Below are 14,550 nucleotides of genomic sequence, written 5' to 3'. Positions count from 1 at the left end.
CCCGCTCGTAGGGTGACGGGCATGACGCTTCTCGCACACGATCGCTACTGCGACGAAATCAGCCGTCAGGTAGGGCAGTTGCGCGCTGTCCTGTCCTCCGGCGCCGACCTGTCCGCCACCGTGCCGACCTGCCCGGACTGGTCCCTGGAGGACCTCGTACGGCACGTCGGCCGTGCCCTGCGCTGGGTGGAGCTGATCGTCCGTACCCGCGCCGAGGAGGACGTCCCGGTGGACCGGGCGCCGGGATCGGCGGGCCCGGACGAGCGGGGAGACTCCGCCGCACTGGAGGCATGGCTCGCGGAGTCCGGCGTCATGGTCGTCGGTGTGCTGCGGGAGGCCGGGCCGGACGCGCAGGCATGGTCGTGGGCCGGGATCCACACCGCCGGCTTCTGGGCGCGCCGGATGACGCACGAACTCGTCGTGCACGGGGCGGACGCGGCTCTCGCGGCGGGCCGGCCGTTCGACCCGGTCGACGCGGACGTGGCGGCCGACGCGGTCGACGAGTGGCTGGAGATCGTGCAGTTCGTGCAGCGGGTCCTCCCGGACGGGCCGACGAAGGAACTGCGGGCCCCGGGCCGCAGCATCCACCTGCACGCCACCGACGCGCCTGCCGACGTGGGCGCGGAGTGGCTGATCGAGCTCCCTGACGACGGCGTCACCTGGCGCCGCGGCCACGAGAAGGCGACCGTGGCGCTGCGGGGGCCGCTCACGGACGTGCTGCTGGCCTTCTACCGCAGGCTGCCGCCGGACTCCCCGGGACTCCAGGTGATCGGCGACCGCGAGCTGCTGGAACTCTGGCTGGAGAAGGCGACGTTCGGCTGAACACGACGGTGGCCCGCCCCCGGTCGGGGACGGGCCACCGCTGCTGCGTACCGGTGTCGGCGGGTCAGCGGTTGCTGTTCGCTCCGCGACGGCGCAGGCCGAGGAAGGCCGCGCCGCCACCGACGACGACCAGGGCCGCCGCGATACCGACGATCAGGCCGGTGTTGGAGCCCGCGCCGGTCTCGGCGAGGTTGGACTCACCGGCCGCCGGGGACGGGGCGTTGCTCGGCACGGCCGCCGGTGCGGTGCTCTCGCTCGCCGACGGTGCCGGGGCCGACGTGGACGGTGCCGGGGCCGGCGTTTCCGTCTCCTCGGCCGGGGTGGAGGAGCTCTCCGACGGGGTCGGGGCCGGCGTGTCCTCCGGCTTGCACGGGGTGGACGGGGTGACGAGGTTCGGCTTGATGTCCTCGTCGACGTACGTGTCGGCCTTGACGTGGATGCGGTACTCGGCGTTCGGCTTCCAGTCCGCGGCGAAGGTGATGGTGCTGCCCTCGCGCGAGCCCTTGACCACCTGCTCGCCGATCTTCTCGGCGTCGGCGCCGTTGTTCTGCAGGTAGACGGTGACGGTGGCGGGGATGCCGGCGGGGTCCACGTCGGTGACGGTGATGACACCCTTGTCGCCCTCGCACTTGGCGGCGGCGGAGAACTCGCTGATGTCACAGGCGAGGGCGGTGCCGGCAGCGCCGAGCGCCAGGGCCACCGAGGCGGAGGCGACGCCGAGGGCGCGAACCCCACGGTGTGATGCCGTACGGCTGATTATGGACAGGACTGCCACGTTTGTCCTTTACGGGAGCGCGGATGCGGGGGGTGGAAAGGGTGCTGACGCGCGGTGACGCGGCATCAGCACACCCACGAGCCACACCGGTCTATAAGCGGTGCATAAGCAGTGTCAACGCATATGCCCGTCAAGGACGTTGGCTTTGCTCTCTTATTAACCGCCGGGACGTTTCAGCGCCCTGGGTCAGCCCTCGACCGCCGCCGGGTCCATCCACACGACCTCGAAGGTGTGGCCGTCGAGGTCGTTGAAGGCGCGGCCGTACATGAATCCGTGGTCCTGGGTCTCGCCGGTGACCGAGCCGCCGGCCGCGACCGCCTTCTCCACCAGCTCGTCGACCTTCTCGCGGCTCTCGGCGCTCAGTGCGATCAGCACCTCGCTGGACTTCGTGGAGTCCACGATCTCCTTCTTCGTGAACTCGGCGTACTTCGGCCTGGCGAGCAGCATCACGACGATCGTGTCGCTGATCACGACCGACCCGGTGCTCTCGTCGCTGAACTGGGCGTTGATCTCGTAGCCGAGCTCGGTGAAGAACTTCTTCGAGGCGTCGATGTCGTTGGTGGCCAGGTTCACGAAGATCATCTGCTGGTACATGAGGGCCTCTCCCGTTCGGTGTCGCGCTGTTGTCGTGCCGTTCGCAGTGTCAGACGCGAGGGAGGCGCGGAACTCATCGCCGGTTCGGAGATTTCTTCGAGAAATTTTCAGTGGGTCAGCGGCAGCGAGGTCAGCTCGGCGACGATCAGGGCCAGCGGGCCGAACAGGACGAGCAGCGACCCGGCGCGCACGGCGGCGGCGCCGCGCAGCATCGCCAAAGGCGCGCCCAGCCGCAGCAGGGCATCCGTGGTGTCGGCCCGGTCGTGCTTGGTCTCGACGGCCGCCGTGAGCAGGGTGGCCACCGTGCAGCCCACGACGAGGAGGGCGCCGAGGGCGCTCAGCGGGCCGATGGCCGCCCCGTCCGACTCGTACAGCTTGGCCGCCGCGTAGGCCGAGGAGGCCACGGCGCAGACGACGCCCAGGGGGCGGCCGATACGGCTCGACTCCTCCATGAGGACGCGACCGGCCAGCAGGCGCAGGGCGCCGGGGCGGGCTGCCTGGAGCAGACGCCCGCACAGGTGGGTGAGGCCGGGACCGGCCAGGGCGAGGCCCAGGGCGGTGAGGGCCCAGCCGATGAGGACGCCCGCGGGGAGGGTGGTGCCGGTGCCGGGGGTGGCCGTGTTGCCGGCGTAGGTCTCGACGGCGAGGCCTGCGGTGAGTACGGCGATGCCCCAGGGGAGGGTGGTGGTGTTCTGGGGGCGAGGGTCGGGCTGGGGGCCGGGCACGGCGTCCGGCGTCTTCGGGGTGCCGTCCGTCGTGGGCGCGGGGAGGGTGTCACTCGCCTGCGCCAGCAGGGTGCCGCCTGCGCCCACCTGAGTCGCCCCGGCGGCACGGCTGCCCGCAGGCTGCGGGGCCAAGCGGGAGCCGTAGCGGCCGTAGGTGCCGAAGGTTTCGCGGGACGTGCCCCAGCCGTACGCGCCGAAGCGGCCGTAGCGGCGTGAGCCGGTGGGTGGGGCGGGGCGGGGCTCGCGGGGGCGCAGGGCGAGTGCGACCGCGGCCGATGCCGTCGCCGGGACCAGGGCCAGCAGGGTCACGGTCGCCGGGAGGGGCAGCGGCACGCCGACGGCCAGGGCGTCGGTCACGGCGCCGTCGAAGGGGCTGCCCGTCAGGTCGCCGCGCAGGTGGAGGAAGAGCAGCAGGGCCAGTGCCGAGCCGAGCGCGCAGGCCAGCGCCGTGGCCGTCGCCGAGACGGCCATCAGCCGGCCGGGGCCCAGGCCGATCGCCGACAGCCCGGGGCGGGGCCGGGTGCCGGGGTCGGTGCGGGCCACCGCGACGGCGAGGTGCACCGTGGCGGCGAGGGGCGCCGCGCACCAGGCCAGTCGGAGGGCGGCGGCGCCGGGCGTGTCCGGGTGGGTCAGCGCGTGGCCGAGGGCGCACAGCAGCAGGAAGCCCGTGCCCGCCGAGGCCACCGCGACCAGCAGACGGCGCAGGTGGACGGCGAGGTGGGCGGCGCGGGTCAGGCGGAGAGCGAGCACGCCGCCCGGCCTTCCGTTCCGGAGGTGCCGGTGGCCCCGGTGGCCACCGCGGTCTCGGCGACCGGGGGCAGGTGCACCGTCCGCACCTGCCGCCCGTCCAGGAGCGCCACCGTGCGGTCCGCGAGGGCGGCGGTCTGCGCGTCGTGCGTGGCGAGGACGACGGTGATGCCGTGCGAGCGGGCCGCCGTGGTGAGCGTGCGCAGCACATGGGCGCGGTCGGCGCGGTGCAGGGGAGCCGTCGGCTCGTCGGCGAAGAGGACCGTGGGGGTGACGGCGAGCGCCCGGGCGATGCAGACGCGCTGCCGCTCGGCCTGCTGGAGTTCGTGCGGGCGCCGGCGGGCCCTGTCGCCGATGTCGAGGCGCTCCAGCCACTCCAGGGCGGCGGTCTTGGCCCGGCGCCGGCCGGTGCCGCGCAGCATGAGGGGCAGGGCGGCGTTCTCCCAGGCGTTGAGCTCCGGGACGAGCACGGGGGCGGGGTCGATCCAGCCGAACCGGTCGCGGCGCAGTCGTTCGCGGCCGAGGGGGCCCATGGTGTGCACCGGCACGCTGTTGAACCACACCTCGCCGTCCTGCGGCCGGATCTGCCCGGACAGACACCGCAGCAGCGTGGTCTTGCCGCTGCCGCGCGGGCCGCTCACGGCGAGGATCTCGCCCTCGCGGACGCCGAGCGACACGCCTTGCAGCGCGGGGGAGCCGTCGTGGTGCTGGAAGCGCAGGGCGCGGGCCCAGAGCACCTCGTTGTCCGGCGGGGCCTCCATGGGCGTACACCTCGGTTCTGATCCGTATTTCCCCGGTCCTGTCCCCCGTCCGGGGGAACGAAGGCGGGGCCGATCGGTCACTGGGCACGGTAAGGAGTCGCCGCGGGGGAAGCCGGACAGCACGCGGCCCCGGGCCGCCGTTCTCACTCGAACGGACGGCACCGGGGCCGGTAATGATCATCCAGAAGGATGATCACAGTCGCGCCGGGATCAGTCGCGCCGCGATCAGAGCTTCGTCCACGCCTCCGTCAGCGTCGCGCGCAGGATCTGCTCGATCTCGTCGAACGTCTCCTGGTTGGAGATCAGCGGCGGGGCGAGCTGGATGACCGGGTCGCCGCGGTCGTCGGCACGGCAGTACAGGCCGTTGTCGAAGAGCGCCTTCGACAGGAAGCCGTACAGGATGCGCTCGGTCTCCTCCTCGTTGAACGACTCCTTGGTGGTCTTGTCCTTGACCAGCTCGATGCCGTAGAAGAAGCCGTTGCCGCGGACGTCGCCGACGATCGGCAGGTCGAGGAGCTTCTCCAGCGTCGCGCGGAAGTTGCCCTCGTTGTCGAGCACGTGCTGGTTGAGGCCCTCGCGCTCGAACAGGTCGAGGTTGGCGATGCCGACCGCGGCGGAGACCGGGTGGCCGCCGAAGGTGTAGCCGTGCAGGAAGGTGTTGTCGCCCTTGTAGAACGGCTCGGCCAGGCGGTCGGAGATGATGCAGGCGCCGATCGGGGAGTAGCCCGAGGTCATGCCCTTGGCGCAGGTGATCATGTCCGGGACGTAGCCGAACTTGTCGCAGGCGAACGTCGTGCCCAGGCGGCCGAAGGCGCAGATGACCTCGTCCGAGACGAGCAGCACGTCGTACTGGTCGCAGATCTCGCGCACCCGCTGGAAGTAGCCGGGCGGGGGCGGGAAGCAGCCGCCGGCGTTCTGGACCGGCTCCAGGAAGACGGCCGCGACCGTCTCCGGGCCCTCGAAGAGGATCTGCTGCTCGATCTGGTCGGCGGCCCAGCGGCCGAAGGCCTCCGGGTCGTCGCCGAAGAGCGGGGCGCGGTAGATGTTGGTGTTCGGCACCTTGTGCGCGCCCGGGACGAGCGGCTCGAAGGGGGCCTTCAGGCCCGGCAGGCCGGTGATCGACAGGGCGCCCTGCGGCGTGCCGTGGTAGGCGACCGCGCGGGAGATGACCTTGTACTTGGTCGGCTTGCCGGTCAGCTTGAAGTACTGCTTGGCGAGCTTCCAGGCGGTCTCGACCGCCTCGCCGCCACCGGTGGTGAAGAAGACCTTGTTGAGGTCGCCGGGGGCCTCGTTCGCCAGGCGCTCGGCCAGCTCGACGGCCTTCGGGTGGGCGTAGGACCACACCGGGAAGAAGGCGAGCTCCTGAGCCTGCTTCGAGGCGGTCTCCGCCAGCTCCTGGCGGCCGTGACCGGCCTGGACCACGAACAGGCCGGCGAGACCGTCGAGGTAGCGCTTGCCCTTGTCGTCGTAGATGTGGGTGCCCTCACCCCGGACGATGGTGGGGACGGGCGCGTTCTCGTACGACGACATGCGGGTGAAGTGCATCCACAGGTGGTCGTACGCGGTCCTGCTGAGGTCCTTGTCGGTGCTCACGATTATCGGGTTCCCCACATGTAGGTCTGCTTCTTGAGCTTGAGGTAGACGAAGCTCTCGGTGGAGCGCACTCCGGGGACGGCCCGGATGCGTCGGTTGATGACCTCCAGGAGGTGGTCGTCGTCCTCACAGACGACCTCCACCATCAGGTCGAAGGAGCCTGCGGTCATCACCACGTACTCGCATTCGGACATGGCCGTCAGCGCGTCGGCGACGGACTCCACGTCGCCCTCGACATTGACGCCGACCATCGCCTGGCGCCGGAAGCCCACGGTGAGCGGGTCCGTCACGGCGACGATCTGCATCACACCCTGGTCGAGCAGCTTCTGGACGCGCTGGCGCACGGCCGCCTCCGAGAGGCCGACGGCCTTTCCGATGGCGGCGTACGGCCGGCGGCCGTCCTCCTGGAGCTGTTCGATGATGGCGAGGGAGACGGCGTCCAACTGGGGACCACCGTTCCTGGACTCGCGGGAGTCCTTCTGGTCTGCGCTTCGACTGGCCACGACTTCACTGTGCACGACGTATCGATAGTTTTGCAAGGCCGGATCGATGAAATTCGTTGTCTGGGTCGCCTGAGCCTGCGGATTTCGCAATCCGGAGGCGACCGGGGGTGTTGAAAACGTCGGGACTCCGTCTAGGGTGGGTGTCTCAGTGATTGGACACCCGAACTTGGAGGGCCGGCAGTGAGCACCGAGCTGCGTCGTCTGCGCAACTACATCGACGGTGAGTTCCGGGACGCCGCCGACGGACGGACCACGGAAGTGGTCAACCCCGCCACGGGCGAGGCGTACGCGACGGCTCCCCTGTCCGGGCAGGCGGACGTGGACGCCGCCATGGCGGCCGCCGCGGCAGCCTTCCCGGGCTGGCGGGACACCACCCCGGCCGAGCGGCAGAAGGCCCTCCTGAAGATCGCGGACGCGTTCGAGGAGCGGGCCGAGGAGCTGATCGCCGCCGAGGTGGAGAACACGGGCAAGCCGATCGGGCTGACCCGCGCCGAGGAGATCCCTCCGATGGTCGACCAGATCCGCTTCTTCGCGGGCGCGGCGCGGATGCTGGAGGGCCGCAGCGCCGGTGAGTACATGGAGGGCCTGACCTCCATGATCCGCCGCGAGCCGATCGGCGTCTGCGCCCAGGTGGCGCCGTGGAACTACCCGATGATGATGGCCGTGTGGAAGTTCGCCCCGGCGCTCGCCGCGGGCAACACGGTCGTCCTGAAGCCGTCCGACACCACCCCGGCGTCCACGGCCCTGATGGCCGACATCATCGGCTCGATCGTGCCCAAGGGCGTCTTCAACGTCGTCTGCGGCGACCGCGACACCGGCCGCCTGATGGTCGAGCACGAGACCCCGGCGATGGCCTCGATCACCGGCTCGGTGCGGGCCGGCATGTCGGTCGCCGAGTCGGCGTCGAAGGACCTCAAGCGGGTCCACCTGGAGCTGGGCGGCAAGGCCCCGGTCGTGGTCTTCGAGGACACGGACATCCCCGCGGCCGTCGAGGGCATCGCGGGCGCGGGCTACTTCAACGCGGGCCAGGACTGCACCGCGGCCACGCGCGTGCTCGTCCACGAGTCGATCCACGACGAGTTCGTGGCCGCGCTGGCGAAGGCCGCCGCCGAGACCAGGACCGGGCAGCCGGACGACGAGGACGTCGCGTACGGTCCGCTCAACAACCCCAACCAGCTCAAGCAGGTCGCCGGGTTCATCGAGCGCCTGCCCGCCCACGCCAAGGTCGAGGCGGGCGGCCACCAGGTCGGCGACAAGGGCTACTTCTACGCCGCGACCGTCGTCTCGGGCCTCAAGCAGGACGACGAGATCATCCAGAACGAGGTCTTCGGACCCGTCATCACCGTCCAGTCCTTCCGTGACGAGGACCAGGCGGTCGAGTGGGCCAACGGCGTCGACTACGCGCTGGCCTCCTCGGTGTGGACCAAGGACCACGGCCGCGCCATGCGGATGTCGAAGAAGCTGGACTTCGGCTGCGTGTGGATCAACACCCACATCCCGCTGGTCGCCGAGATGCCGCACGGCGGCTTCAAGAAGTCCGGCTACGGCAAGGACCTGTCGGGCTACGGCTTCGACGACTACACGCGGATCAAGCACGTGATGACGTCGCTGGACGCGTAGGCCTCCGGCGGTTCGGCCGGATCGTGCGGCCCCGGGCGGGAGTTCCCGTCCGGGGCCGCACGCTGTTCCCCGTGGTTCGCCGCGTGCCCCGCGCCGGCCCCCGCCCGAGGGTGGGCCGTGATCGACAAGGTGTCGGGTCCTGGCCGGTCCGCTCGACGCGGCGTCAATTGTCCGGGGCCGTCCGCGGGCGGCATGCTGCGGCAATGCCCCTGACACCGAAGACGTCCCCGCTCTCCCGTCGGGCCCTGCTGCGCGCCCTCGGCGCCGGCGCGGCGCTCGGTGGCCTCGCCGGCTGCGGGGTGCCCGCCGCCTACGTGCCCGCCGGTGAGCGTGCCGCCGCCGATCTGTCCGCCACCGACAAGCGGCTCACCTGGGCGAACTGGCCGCTCTACATCGACACCGACGACGACGACCCTGGCCGGCGGCCGACGCTGGAGGCCTTCGAGAAGCGGACGGGCGTCTCCGTCGAGTACGTCGAGGAGATCAACGACAACGACGAGTTCTTCGGCAAGATCAGCCCGTCCCTCATGAACCACCAGCCCACCGACCGCGATCTGATCGTCATCAGCGACTGGATGTGCGGCCGGTTCGTCCGGCTCGGCTGGGTCCAGGAGATGGACCGCTCCCGCCAGCCGAACGTCACCCGGTACCTCGACCCGCTGCTCCGCTCGCCCGCCTTCGACCCGGGCCGGAAGTACACCGTGCCCTGGCAGTCCGGCATCACCGGCATCGCCTACAACCGGCGCAGGCTCGGCCGCGAGATCCGACACGTGTCCGACCTGTGGGCGGACGACCTCAAGGGCCGGGTGACCCTGCTCTCCGGGCTCGACGAGGCGTTCGCGCTGCTGATGCTCGGCAACGGCGTGGACATCACCGACTGGACGGCGGACGACTTCCACACCATCTGCGACCAGGTGGAGAAGCAGGTCGGCAAGGGGCAGATCCGTCGCTTCACCGGCAACGACTACATCAAGGACCTCTCCAGTGGCGACGTTCTCGCCTGCCAGGCCTACTCCGGTGACGTGATCCAGCTCCAGGCGGACGACCCGGACATCGAGTTCGTCGTCCCCGAGGAGGGCGCCGAGCTGTGGGCGGAGTCCCTGATGATCCCCAACCTGGCCCGCCACAAGGCCAACGCCGAGCGGCTGATCGACCACTACTACCAGCCCGAGGTCGCCGCCGAGCTGGCCGCCTGGGTCAACTACGTCTGCCCGGTCCCCGCCGCGCAGGACGTGCTCGCCTCCTCCGACGACGCGGAGACCGCCGCCCTGGCCGAGGACCCGCTGATCTTCCCGGACGCGGCGATGCGGCAACGGCTCGCGATCGCACGGGACATCGCGGCGGGGGAGCGGACGGAGTTCGCGAAGCGGTGGAACGCGATCGTGGGCGTGTAGCAGACTGACCCGACGTGATGAATTCACCGAGTGATGAAAAGATGGGGGCGGCGGTCACGCTCGGTCTGCTGGCCGCCTGGGCGCTGCACGACGCCGAGGAACTGGCGACCGTGCCGGGCTGGTGGCGGCGCGAGCTGCCCGCCCTGCGCGAGCGGTTCCCCACCGTGCCGGAGTCCGTGTGGCGGCGGGCCGGGTCGGTCGAAGGGCGGGAGTTCGCGGTGGCGGTCGGGGCGATGGCCGTGGTCGTGGCCGCCGCGTCCGCCGCGGGACGACTGACCGGCGGCCGGTCGGCCGCGTACCAGACGGCGCTGGACGCCTTCGGTCTGCACGGCCTGGTCCACCTCGCCCAGGCGGGGCTGGTGCGCGGTTACACGCCCGGGTCCGTGACCGCGCCACTCGTCGTCGTCCCGTTCACCCTCTGGGCCCGCCACCGGCTGCGCCGTGCCGGTGTCCTGCGCGCCACGCGCCCGCGCGACCTCGCCGTGGGGCTCGGTTTCGCGGGAGTGGCGACGGTCGGGGCGCACGCGGTGGCACGGCGGCTGACGGGGGCTACTTCAGCGCGGCCGCGGTGATCCCGTCGATGACCGGGTTCGGCGCCGCGCTCTTGGCGTCCGTGGCGTTGACCGAGTAGACGAGGGTGCGGCTCAGGTCGCGGGTGCCGCCGATGAACGCGCTGTAGCCGTAGCGGCCCCCCGACTTGCCCCAGAAGACCTGGCCGTCGGCCTCCTGGTACTCCAGCCCGGCGCTCAGGGTCGCGCCCGGGACGCCCGCCGGTGTCGTGAACATCTCCTCCAGCTCGGGCTGCGGCACGATCTTCCCCCGGAACAGCTTCGTGAGCAGCTTCTCCAGGTCGGCGGTGGTGGAGATCATGTCGCCAGCCGCCCAGCGGTCCGCCTGGTTCCACTCGGTCACGTCGACCAGCCTCGTCGTGCCGTCCGGCCGCTCCACCGCCTGGTAGCCCCGGTTGTGCGGGCCCCGGATGCGGGGATCGGTGCCCGGAAAGTATGTGTGGTGCATGCCGGCCGGGCGCAGGACGAGACGCGTGGCCTCCGAGGCGTACGAGCGTCCCGTGACCTTTTCGACCAGCAGGCCGAGGATCGTGTAGTTGATGTTCAGGTACTGCTGTCGCGTCCCCGGGACGAAGTCCTCCGGTCCCTTGGCGATCGCCGACGCCGCGACCTGCTGCGGGGTCAGGGTCTCGTAACGGCGTGAGTACAGCTCCGCGAAGTCGTCGCCGAGCCCGTCGCCCGGCTTGATGCCGCTGGTGTGGTTCAGCAGGTGGCGGACGCTGATCGGCTGCTCGAAGTCCGGCGTGAACAGGTCGGGGAGGTAGCTCTGGACGGGCGCGTCCAGGCCGATCTCGTGCTGCGCGGCGAGGCGCAGGACGGTGGCCGCGGTGACGACCTTCGTGATCGAACCGGCTCGGAAGCGGGCGTTGGGGTGTGCCGGCCGGCCACTGGTCAGGTCGCGCACCCCCGCGCTGCCGTGCCAGTCGCCGTCGCGGGTGCCGACCCGCACGAGTGCGGCGGTGGCGTACTGGTCCGGCAGTCCCGCGATGGCGGCGCGCAGCGCTTCCTCGGCCGGTCCCCGCTGGTCGGCGGAGCGGGAAGCCGGGGCGGGCGGCGCGGCGAAGGCCGGGGCCGCCAGCGGGCCCGCGGCCAGGGCGAGGACGACCGAGGTGGCGAGGACTGCATGGGTACGGGCACGCATCGACTGCTCCAGGTGAAGGCGGTTGCGGCGGAAGGATCGTGATCATCCTTGTGCGCCGCGCCCCGTGGCGGATCGTCGGTGAGCAGGGTGCCCGCCCCCTAGCCGGACTCGGGGAACGCCCCCACGAAGACCGGGAGTTGTGAGGGTCGTCCCTTACGGGACCGGAGCGGTTCCGTCGCTGTCGCGCAGCGCGCACAGCACGTCGATGCGGTTGGTGGTGATCGAGTCGACGCCCAGGGCACGCAGGCGGCGCATGGTGCGGCGGGTGTCCGGCGTCCACACGGACAGCAGGTGCCCGTCGCGGTGGACGCGCTCGGCCAGCGCGCGGTCCACCAGCCCGAACCGGTAGTTGAGCCACCGCGGCCGCACCGCCGCCAGCAGTGCGGGCCGGGGCGGTGCCGCCGTCGTCCAGGTCAGGGCGATCTCGGCGGCCGGGTCGGCGGCGCGCACGGCGAGCATCGAGACGGGGCCCGCGCAGTAGTAGACGCGGTCCGCCGCCCCGCACGCGCGGACCACGTCCACGATGCGCCGGGCCGCGCGCTCGCCCGGCATGCCCGGCAGGTCGAGCATCAGCCGGCTGCCGTCGGTCGCCGCCAGCGCCTCCGCGAGCGTCGGCACCCGGCCCGCCGTCAGCTCGCGCACCTCCTCCGCCGACAGGGCGCGCAGCGGCCGGTCCTGCTGCCACAGCCGCTTCAGCGTCTCGTCGTGCAGCAGCACCGGCACGCCGTCCCGGGTGAGGCGTACGTCGGTCTCGACCGCGTCCGCGCCGCACCGCAGCGCGGAGCGCAGCGAGGCGATCGTGTTCTCACGGAACCGGTACGGGTCGCCGCGGTGGGCCACGGCGGTCACGTCGCGCAGGGAGGTCATGGCGCGGGCCGTCTCAGGAGGCGAGCCAGGTGGCGGTGTACGTGTCGATCTCGTCCCTGATCCTCGCCTTGCCCGGCGCGTCGAGGAACGACGCCTCGACCGCGTTCTTCGCCAGGTCGGCGAGCCCGCGCTCGTCGAGGCCGAGGAGCCGGGCGGCGACGGCGTACTCGTTGTTGAGGTCGGTGCCGAACATCGGCGGGTCGTCGGAGTTGATGGTCACCAGGACGCCGGCGCGCGTGAACTCCTTGATCGGGTGCTCGTCCAGGGTGGCCACCGCGCGGGTGGCGATGTTCGAGGTGGGGCACACCTCCAGCGGGATGCGCCGCTCCGCGAGGTGTTCCAGCAGCTTCGGGTCCTGCGCGGAGCTGGTGCCGTGCCCGATGCGTTCGGCGCGCAGGTGGGTGAGCGCGTCCCACACCGTCCCCGGACCGGTGGTCTCGCCGGCATGCGGCACCGAGTGCAGGCCCGCGGCGATCGCCTGGTCGAAGTACGGCTTGAACTGTGGCCGGGCCACCCCGATCTCGGGCCCGCCGAGGCCGAAGGAGACCAGGCCCTCGGGGCGCAGCCGGTCGTCGGTGGCGAGCCGCGTCGTCTCCTCGGCGGACTCCAGACCGGCCTCGCCCGGAATGTCGAAGCACCAGCGCAGTACGGTCCCGAACTCGGCCTCGGCCGCCTTGCGGGCATCCTCGATCGCGTCCATGAAGGCGCCCTCGTCGATGCCGCGCCGGGTCGAGGAGAACGGGGTGATGGTCAGCTCGGCGTACCGCACCTGCTGCCGGGCCATGTCCCGGGCCACCTCGTACGTCAGCAGCCGCACGTCCTCCGGGGTGCGGATCAGGTTGACGACGGACAGGTACACCTCGATGAAGTGCGCGAAGTCCGTGAACGTGAAGTAGTCGACCAGGGCCTCGGGGTCGGTGGGGACCTTGGAGTCGGGGTGGCGCGCGGCCAGTTCCGAGACGATGCGCGGGGAGGCGGAGCCGACGTGGTGGACGTGCAGTTCGGCCTTGGGCAGTCCGGCGATGAAGGCGTGCAGGTCGCGCGGGACGGCGGGGTCGACGAGGTGCTCGGTCAAGGGTTCCTCCCCAAAGCGGCGTCCCGGGCCGGCGGTGCGGCGGAGGGACGCGGGTGATCGGCTGATCGGTGCTCGGGATCATCGTAGGCCGGTCTCACGCCGCCCGGGCCGGGCCCGTAGCATGACGGGCACGATCGACCCAGGGGGACACGATGACGGACGCACCACGGCCCGGCGGGGACTCCGCCGGCGGCTACGACCCTTGGGCGCCCCCCGAGAGCGGGCCGTCCCTGGAGAAGGGCCGCGAGGCCGGGGCGGGGCAGCCGCAGGAGCCGGGCACGCCGCCCGTCGACGACGCACCGCGCGGGCAGCAGCCGCCGTCCGTGCACGACCAGGCGACGGTCACGTCGATGCCCGCCGCCGGGTTCTCCCCTCCCGAGGGTGCGGTGCCGCCCCCGCCGATCGCGCCCGGTGGCCCGGGTGTGCCGGGCGGGTACGGCTACCCCGGTTACCCGCAGGGCTACGGCTGGCCCGGGGCGGGCATGCCTCCGCAGAACGGCATGGGCACCGCGGCGATGGTGCTGGGCATCCTCGCCTGCTGCCTGTTCTGCATGTACGGCGTGGTCTCCGTGGTGCTCGGCATCCTCGCCGTGGTCTTCGGCGTCAAGGGCCGGCGCAAGGCCGAGCAGGGCGAGGCCAACAACCACGGCCAGGCGCAGGCCGGCTTCGTCATGGGCATCATCGGCATCGTCCTCGGTATCGCCGTGATCGTCCTGCTCGCCGTCGGGATCGTCGCCGCGATCAACGAGGAGTCGGAGTACGACGACCCCTACTACGGAGCCCCGCGCCCGGCGCCGGTCTCCGTGGCGGTGCAGAACTGAACTTCCCTCCGCCCTGAGGGATCAGGGCCATTACGATGTCGAACTTCAACGAGGGGAGAGCAGTTCATGTCGCACACCAATCCCGGTCCCGGCGGGTTCGGGCCACCGCAGCCGGGCCAGCCGCCCGCCGGAGGGTACGCGTACCCGCCGTCCGTGCCCCCGCAGTCCGCGCCCGGGTACGGCTACCCGAGCGCGGGCCAGGCGTACCCCGCGGCTCCGCCGGTGGGCTACCCCCAGGCGCCCGGGTACGCCATGCCGGTGCAGCCGAGCAACGGCATGGGGACCACGGGGCTGGTGCTGGGCATCATCGGCGTGGTGTGCAGCCTGACCTTCTTCCTGTGGTTCTTCGGCGTCATCCTGGGCATTCTCGGCATCATCTTCGGCGCGATCGGCCGGAGCAAGGCCAACCGGGGCGAGGCCACCAACAAGGGTGCGGCGACCGCCGGTCTGGTCTGCGGCATCGTGGCCACCGTGATCCTGCCGCTGCTCGGGTTCCTCGTCTTCGCGAGCCTCATGAGCTCCGTCTGAGCGTGGTTCGCGGGC

General features: G+C 71.7%; 15 protein-coding genes. 6 read left to right on the top strand and 9 right to left on the bottom strand.

The features are described 5' to 3' along the window. The first annotated feature begins 21 nt into the window (after positions 1-21). On the top strand, positions 22-822 hold the full coding sequence (locus ACIGO6_RS30720; protein ID WP_399882074.1) for a maleylpyruvate isomerase family mycothiol-dependent enzyme: 801 nt from the start codon (positions 22-24) through the stop codon (positions 820-822). A 64-nt stretch (positions 823-886) separates the two neighbouring features. On the opposite strand, the gene ACIGO6_RS30715 is transcribed toward ACIGO6_RS30720, so the two are convergent. From ACIGO6_RS30715 to ACIGO6_RS30690, 6 genes are all read right to left on the bottom strand, one after another. Next, entirely contained in the window at positions 887-1,597 is a 711-nt protein-coding gene (locus ACIGO6_RS30715; RefSeq protein WP_399882072.1) for an LAETG motif-containing sortase-dependent surface protein, read from the bottom strand. Positions 1,598-1,783: 186 nt separating this feature from the next. Further along, positions 1,784-2,191 carry a VOC family protein gene (locus tag ACIGO6_RS30710; RefSeq protein WP_399882070.1) on the bottom strand — a complete coding sequence of 136 codons (408 nt, stop codon included), beginning with the start codon at positions 2,189-2,191 and terminating at the stop codon, positions 1,784-1,786. A 107-nt stretch (positions 2,192-2,298) separates the two neighbouring features. Continuing rightward, positions 2,299-3,666: a hypothetical protein gene (locus ACIGO6_RS30705; RefSeq protein ID WP_399882068.1), complete on the bottom strand. Its 1,368-nt coding sequence runs from the start codon at positions 3,664-3,666 to the stop codon at positions 2,299-2,301. Continuing rightward, positions 3,648-4,424, bottom strand: a complete 777-nt coding sequence (locus ACIGO6_RS30700; protein WP_399882066.1) for an ABC transporter ATP-binding protein — start codon at positions 4,422-4,424, stop codon at positions 3,648-3,650. Before ACIGO6_RS30700 ends, ACIGO6_RS30705 begins: the two co-directional genes overlap by 19 nt. Positions 4,425-4,649: 225 nt before the next feature. Next, positions 4,650-6,017 carry an aspartate aminotransferase family protein gene (locus ACIGO6_RS30695; protein ID WP_399882064.1) on the bottom strand — a complete coding sequence of 456 codons (1,368 nt, stop codon included), beginning with the start codon at positions 6,015-6,017 and terminating at the stop codon, positions 4,650-4,652. A gap of 2 nt (positions 6,018-6,019) precedes the next feature. Next, a complete protein-coding gene (locus ACIGO6_RS30690) occupies positions 6,020-6,535 on the bottom strand; it encodes an Lrp/AsnC family transcriptional regulator (protein WP_399882062.1) in 516 nt (171 codons plus the stop codon). Positions 6,536-6,700: 165 nt separating this feature from the next. Between ACIGO6_RS30690 and ACIGO6_RS30685 the strand changes: the two genes are divergently transcribed. The 3 genes from ACIGO6_RS30685 to ACIGO6_RS30675 all read left to right on the top strand — a co-directional run bounded on the left by ACIGO6_RS30685 (position 6,701) and on the right by ACIGO6_RS30675 (position 10,106). Further along, positions 6,701-8,140, top strand: coding sequence for a gamma-aminobutyraldehyde dehydrogenase (locus tag ACIGO6_RS30685; protein WP_399882060.1), 1,440 nt, complete (start codon positions 6,701-6,703; stop codon positions 8,138-8,140). A gap of 203 nt (positions 8,141-8,343) precedes the next feature. Next, the gene (locus ACIGO6_RS30680) at positions 8,344-9,534 is read left to right on the top strand and encodes a spermidine/putrescine ABC transporter substrate-binding protein (protein WP_399882058.1); all 1,191 of its coding nucleotides are present in this window, start codon (positions 8,344-8,346) and stop codon (positions 9,532-9,534) included. Positions 9,535-9,575: 41 nt separating this feature from the next. After that, positions 9,576-10,106: an HXXEE domain-containing protein gene (locus tag ACIGO6_RS30675; RefSeq protein WP_399882056.1), complete on the top strand. Its 531-nt coding sequence runs from the start codon at positions 9,576-9,578 to the stop codon at positions 10,104-10,106. On the opposite strand, the gene ACIGO6_RS30670 is transcribed toward ACIGO6_RS30675, so the two are convergent. The 3 genes from ACIGO6_RS30670 to ACIGO6_RS30660 all read right to left on the bottom strand — a co-directional run bounded on the left by ACIGO6_RS30670 (position 10,084) and on the right by ACIGO6_RS30660 (position 13,186). Beyond that, entirely contained in the window at positions 10,084-11,244 is a 1,161-nt protein-coding gene (locus ACIGO6_RS30670) for a serine hydrolase domain-containing protein (protein WP_399882054.1), read from the bottom strand. The genes ACIGO6_RS30675 and ACIGO6_RS30670 overlap by 23 nt on opposite strands. Before the next feature lie 153 nt (positions 11,245-11,397). Further along, positions 11,398-12,111, bottom strand: a complete 714-nt coding sequence (locus tag ACIGO6_RS30665; protein ID WP_399882052.1) for a glycerophosphodiester phosphodiesterase — start codon at positions 12,109-12,111, stop codon at positions 11,398-11,400. Between the two features lie 13 nt (positions 12,112-12,124). Continuing rightward, entirely contained in the window at positions 12,125-13,186 is a 1,062-nt protein-coding gene (locus tag ACIGO6_RS30660; protein ID WP_399882050.1) for an adenosine deaminase, read from the bottom strand. A gap of 152 nt (positions 13,187-13,338) precedes the next feature. Here ACIGO6_RS30660 and ACIGO6_RS30655 point away from each other — a divergent pair, with 152 nt between their 5' ends. Together ACIGO6_RS30655 and ACIGO6_RS30650 are read left to right on the top strand one after the other, a co-directional pair. Then, entirely contained in the window at positions 13,339-14,007 is a 669-nt protein-coding gene (locus ACIGO6_RS30655) for a DUF4190 domain-containing protein (protein WP_399882048.1), read from the top strand. Positions 14,008-14,073: 66 nt separating this feature from the next. Then, on the top strand, positions 14,074-14,535 hold the full coding sequence (locus ACIGO6_RS30650; RefSeq protein WP_399882046.1) for a DUF4190 domain-containing protein: 462 nt from the start codon (positions 14,074-14,076) through the stop codon (positions 14,533-14,535). The last annotated feature ends 15 nt before the right edge of the window (positions 14,536-14,550 follow it).

Origin of the sequence: Streptomyces sp. NPDC053750 (assembly GCF_044544295.1) — a bacterium.
GTDB lineage: Bacteria > Actinomycetota > Actinomycetes > Streptomycetales > Streptomycetaceae > Streptomyces.
The sequence above is the reverse complement of the archived record's forward strand: the minus strand, read 5'-3'. Positions and strand labels throughout refer to the sequence as shown.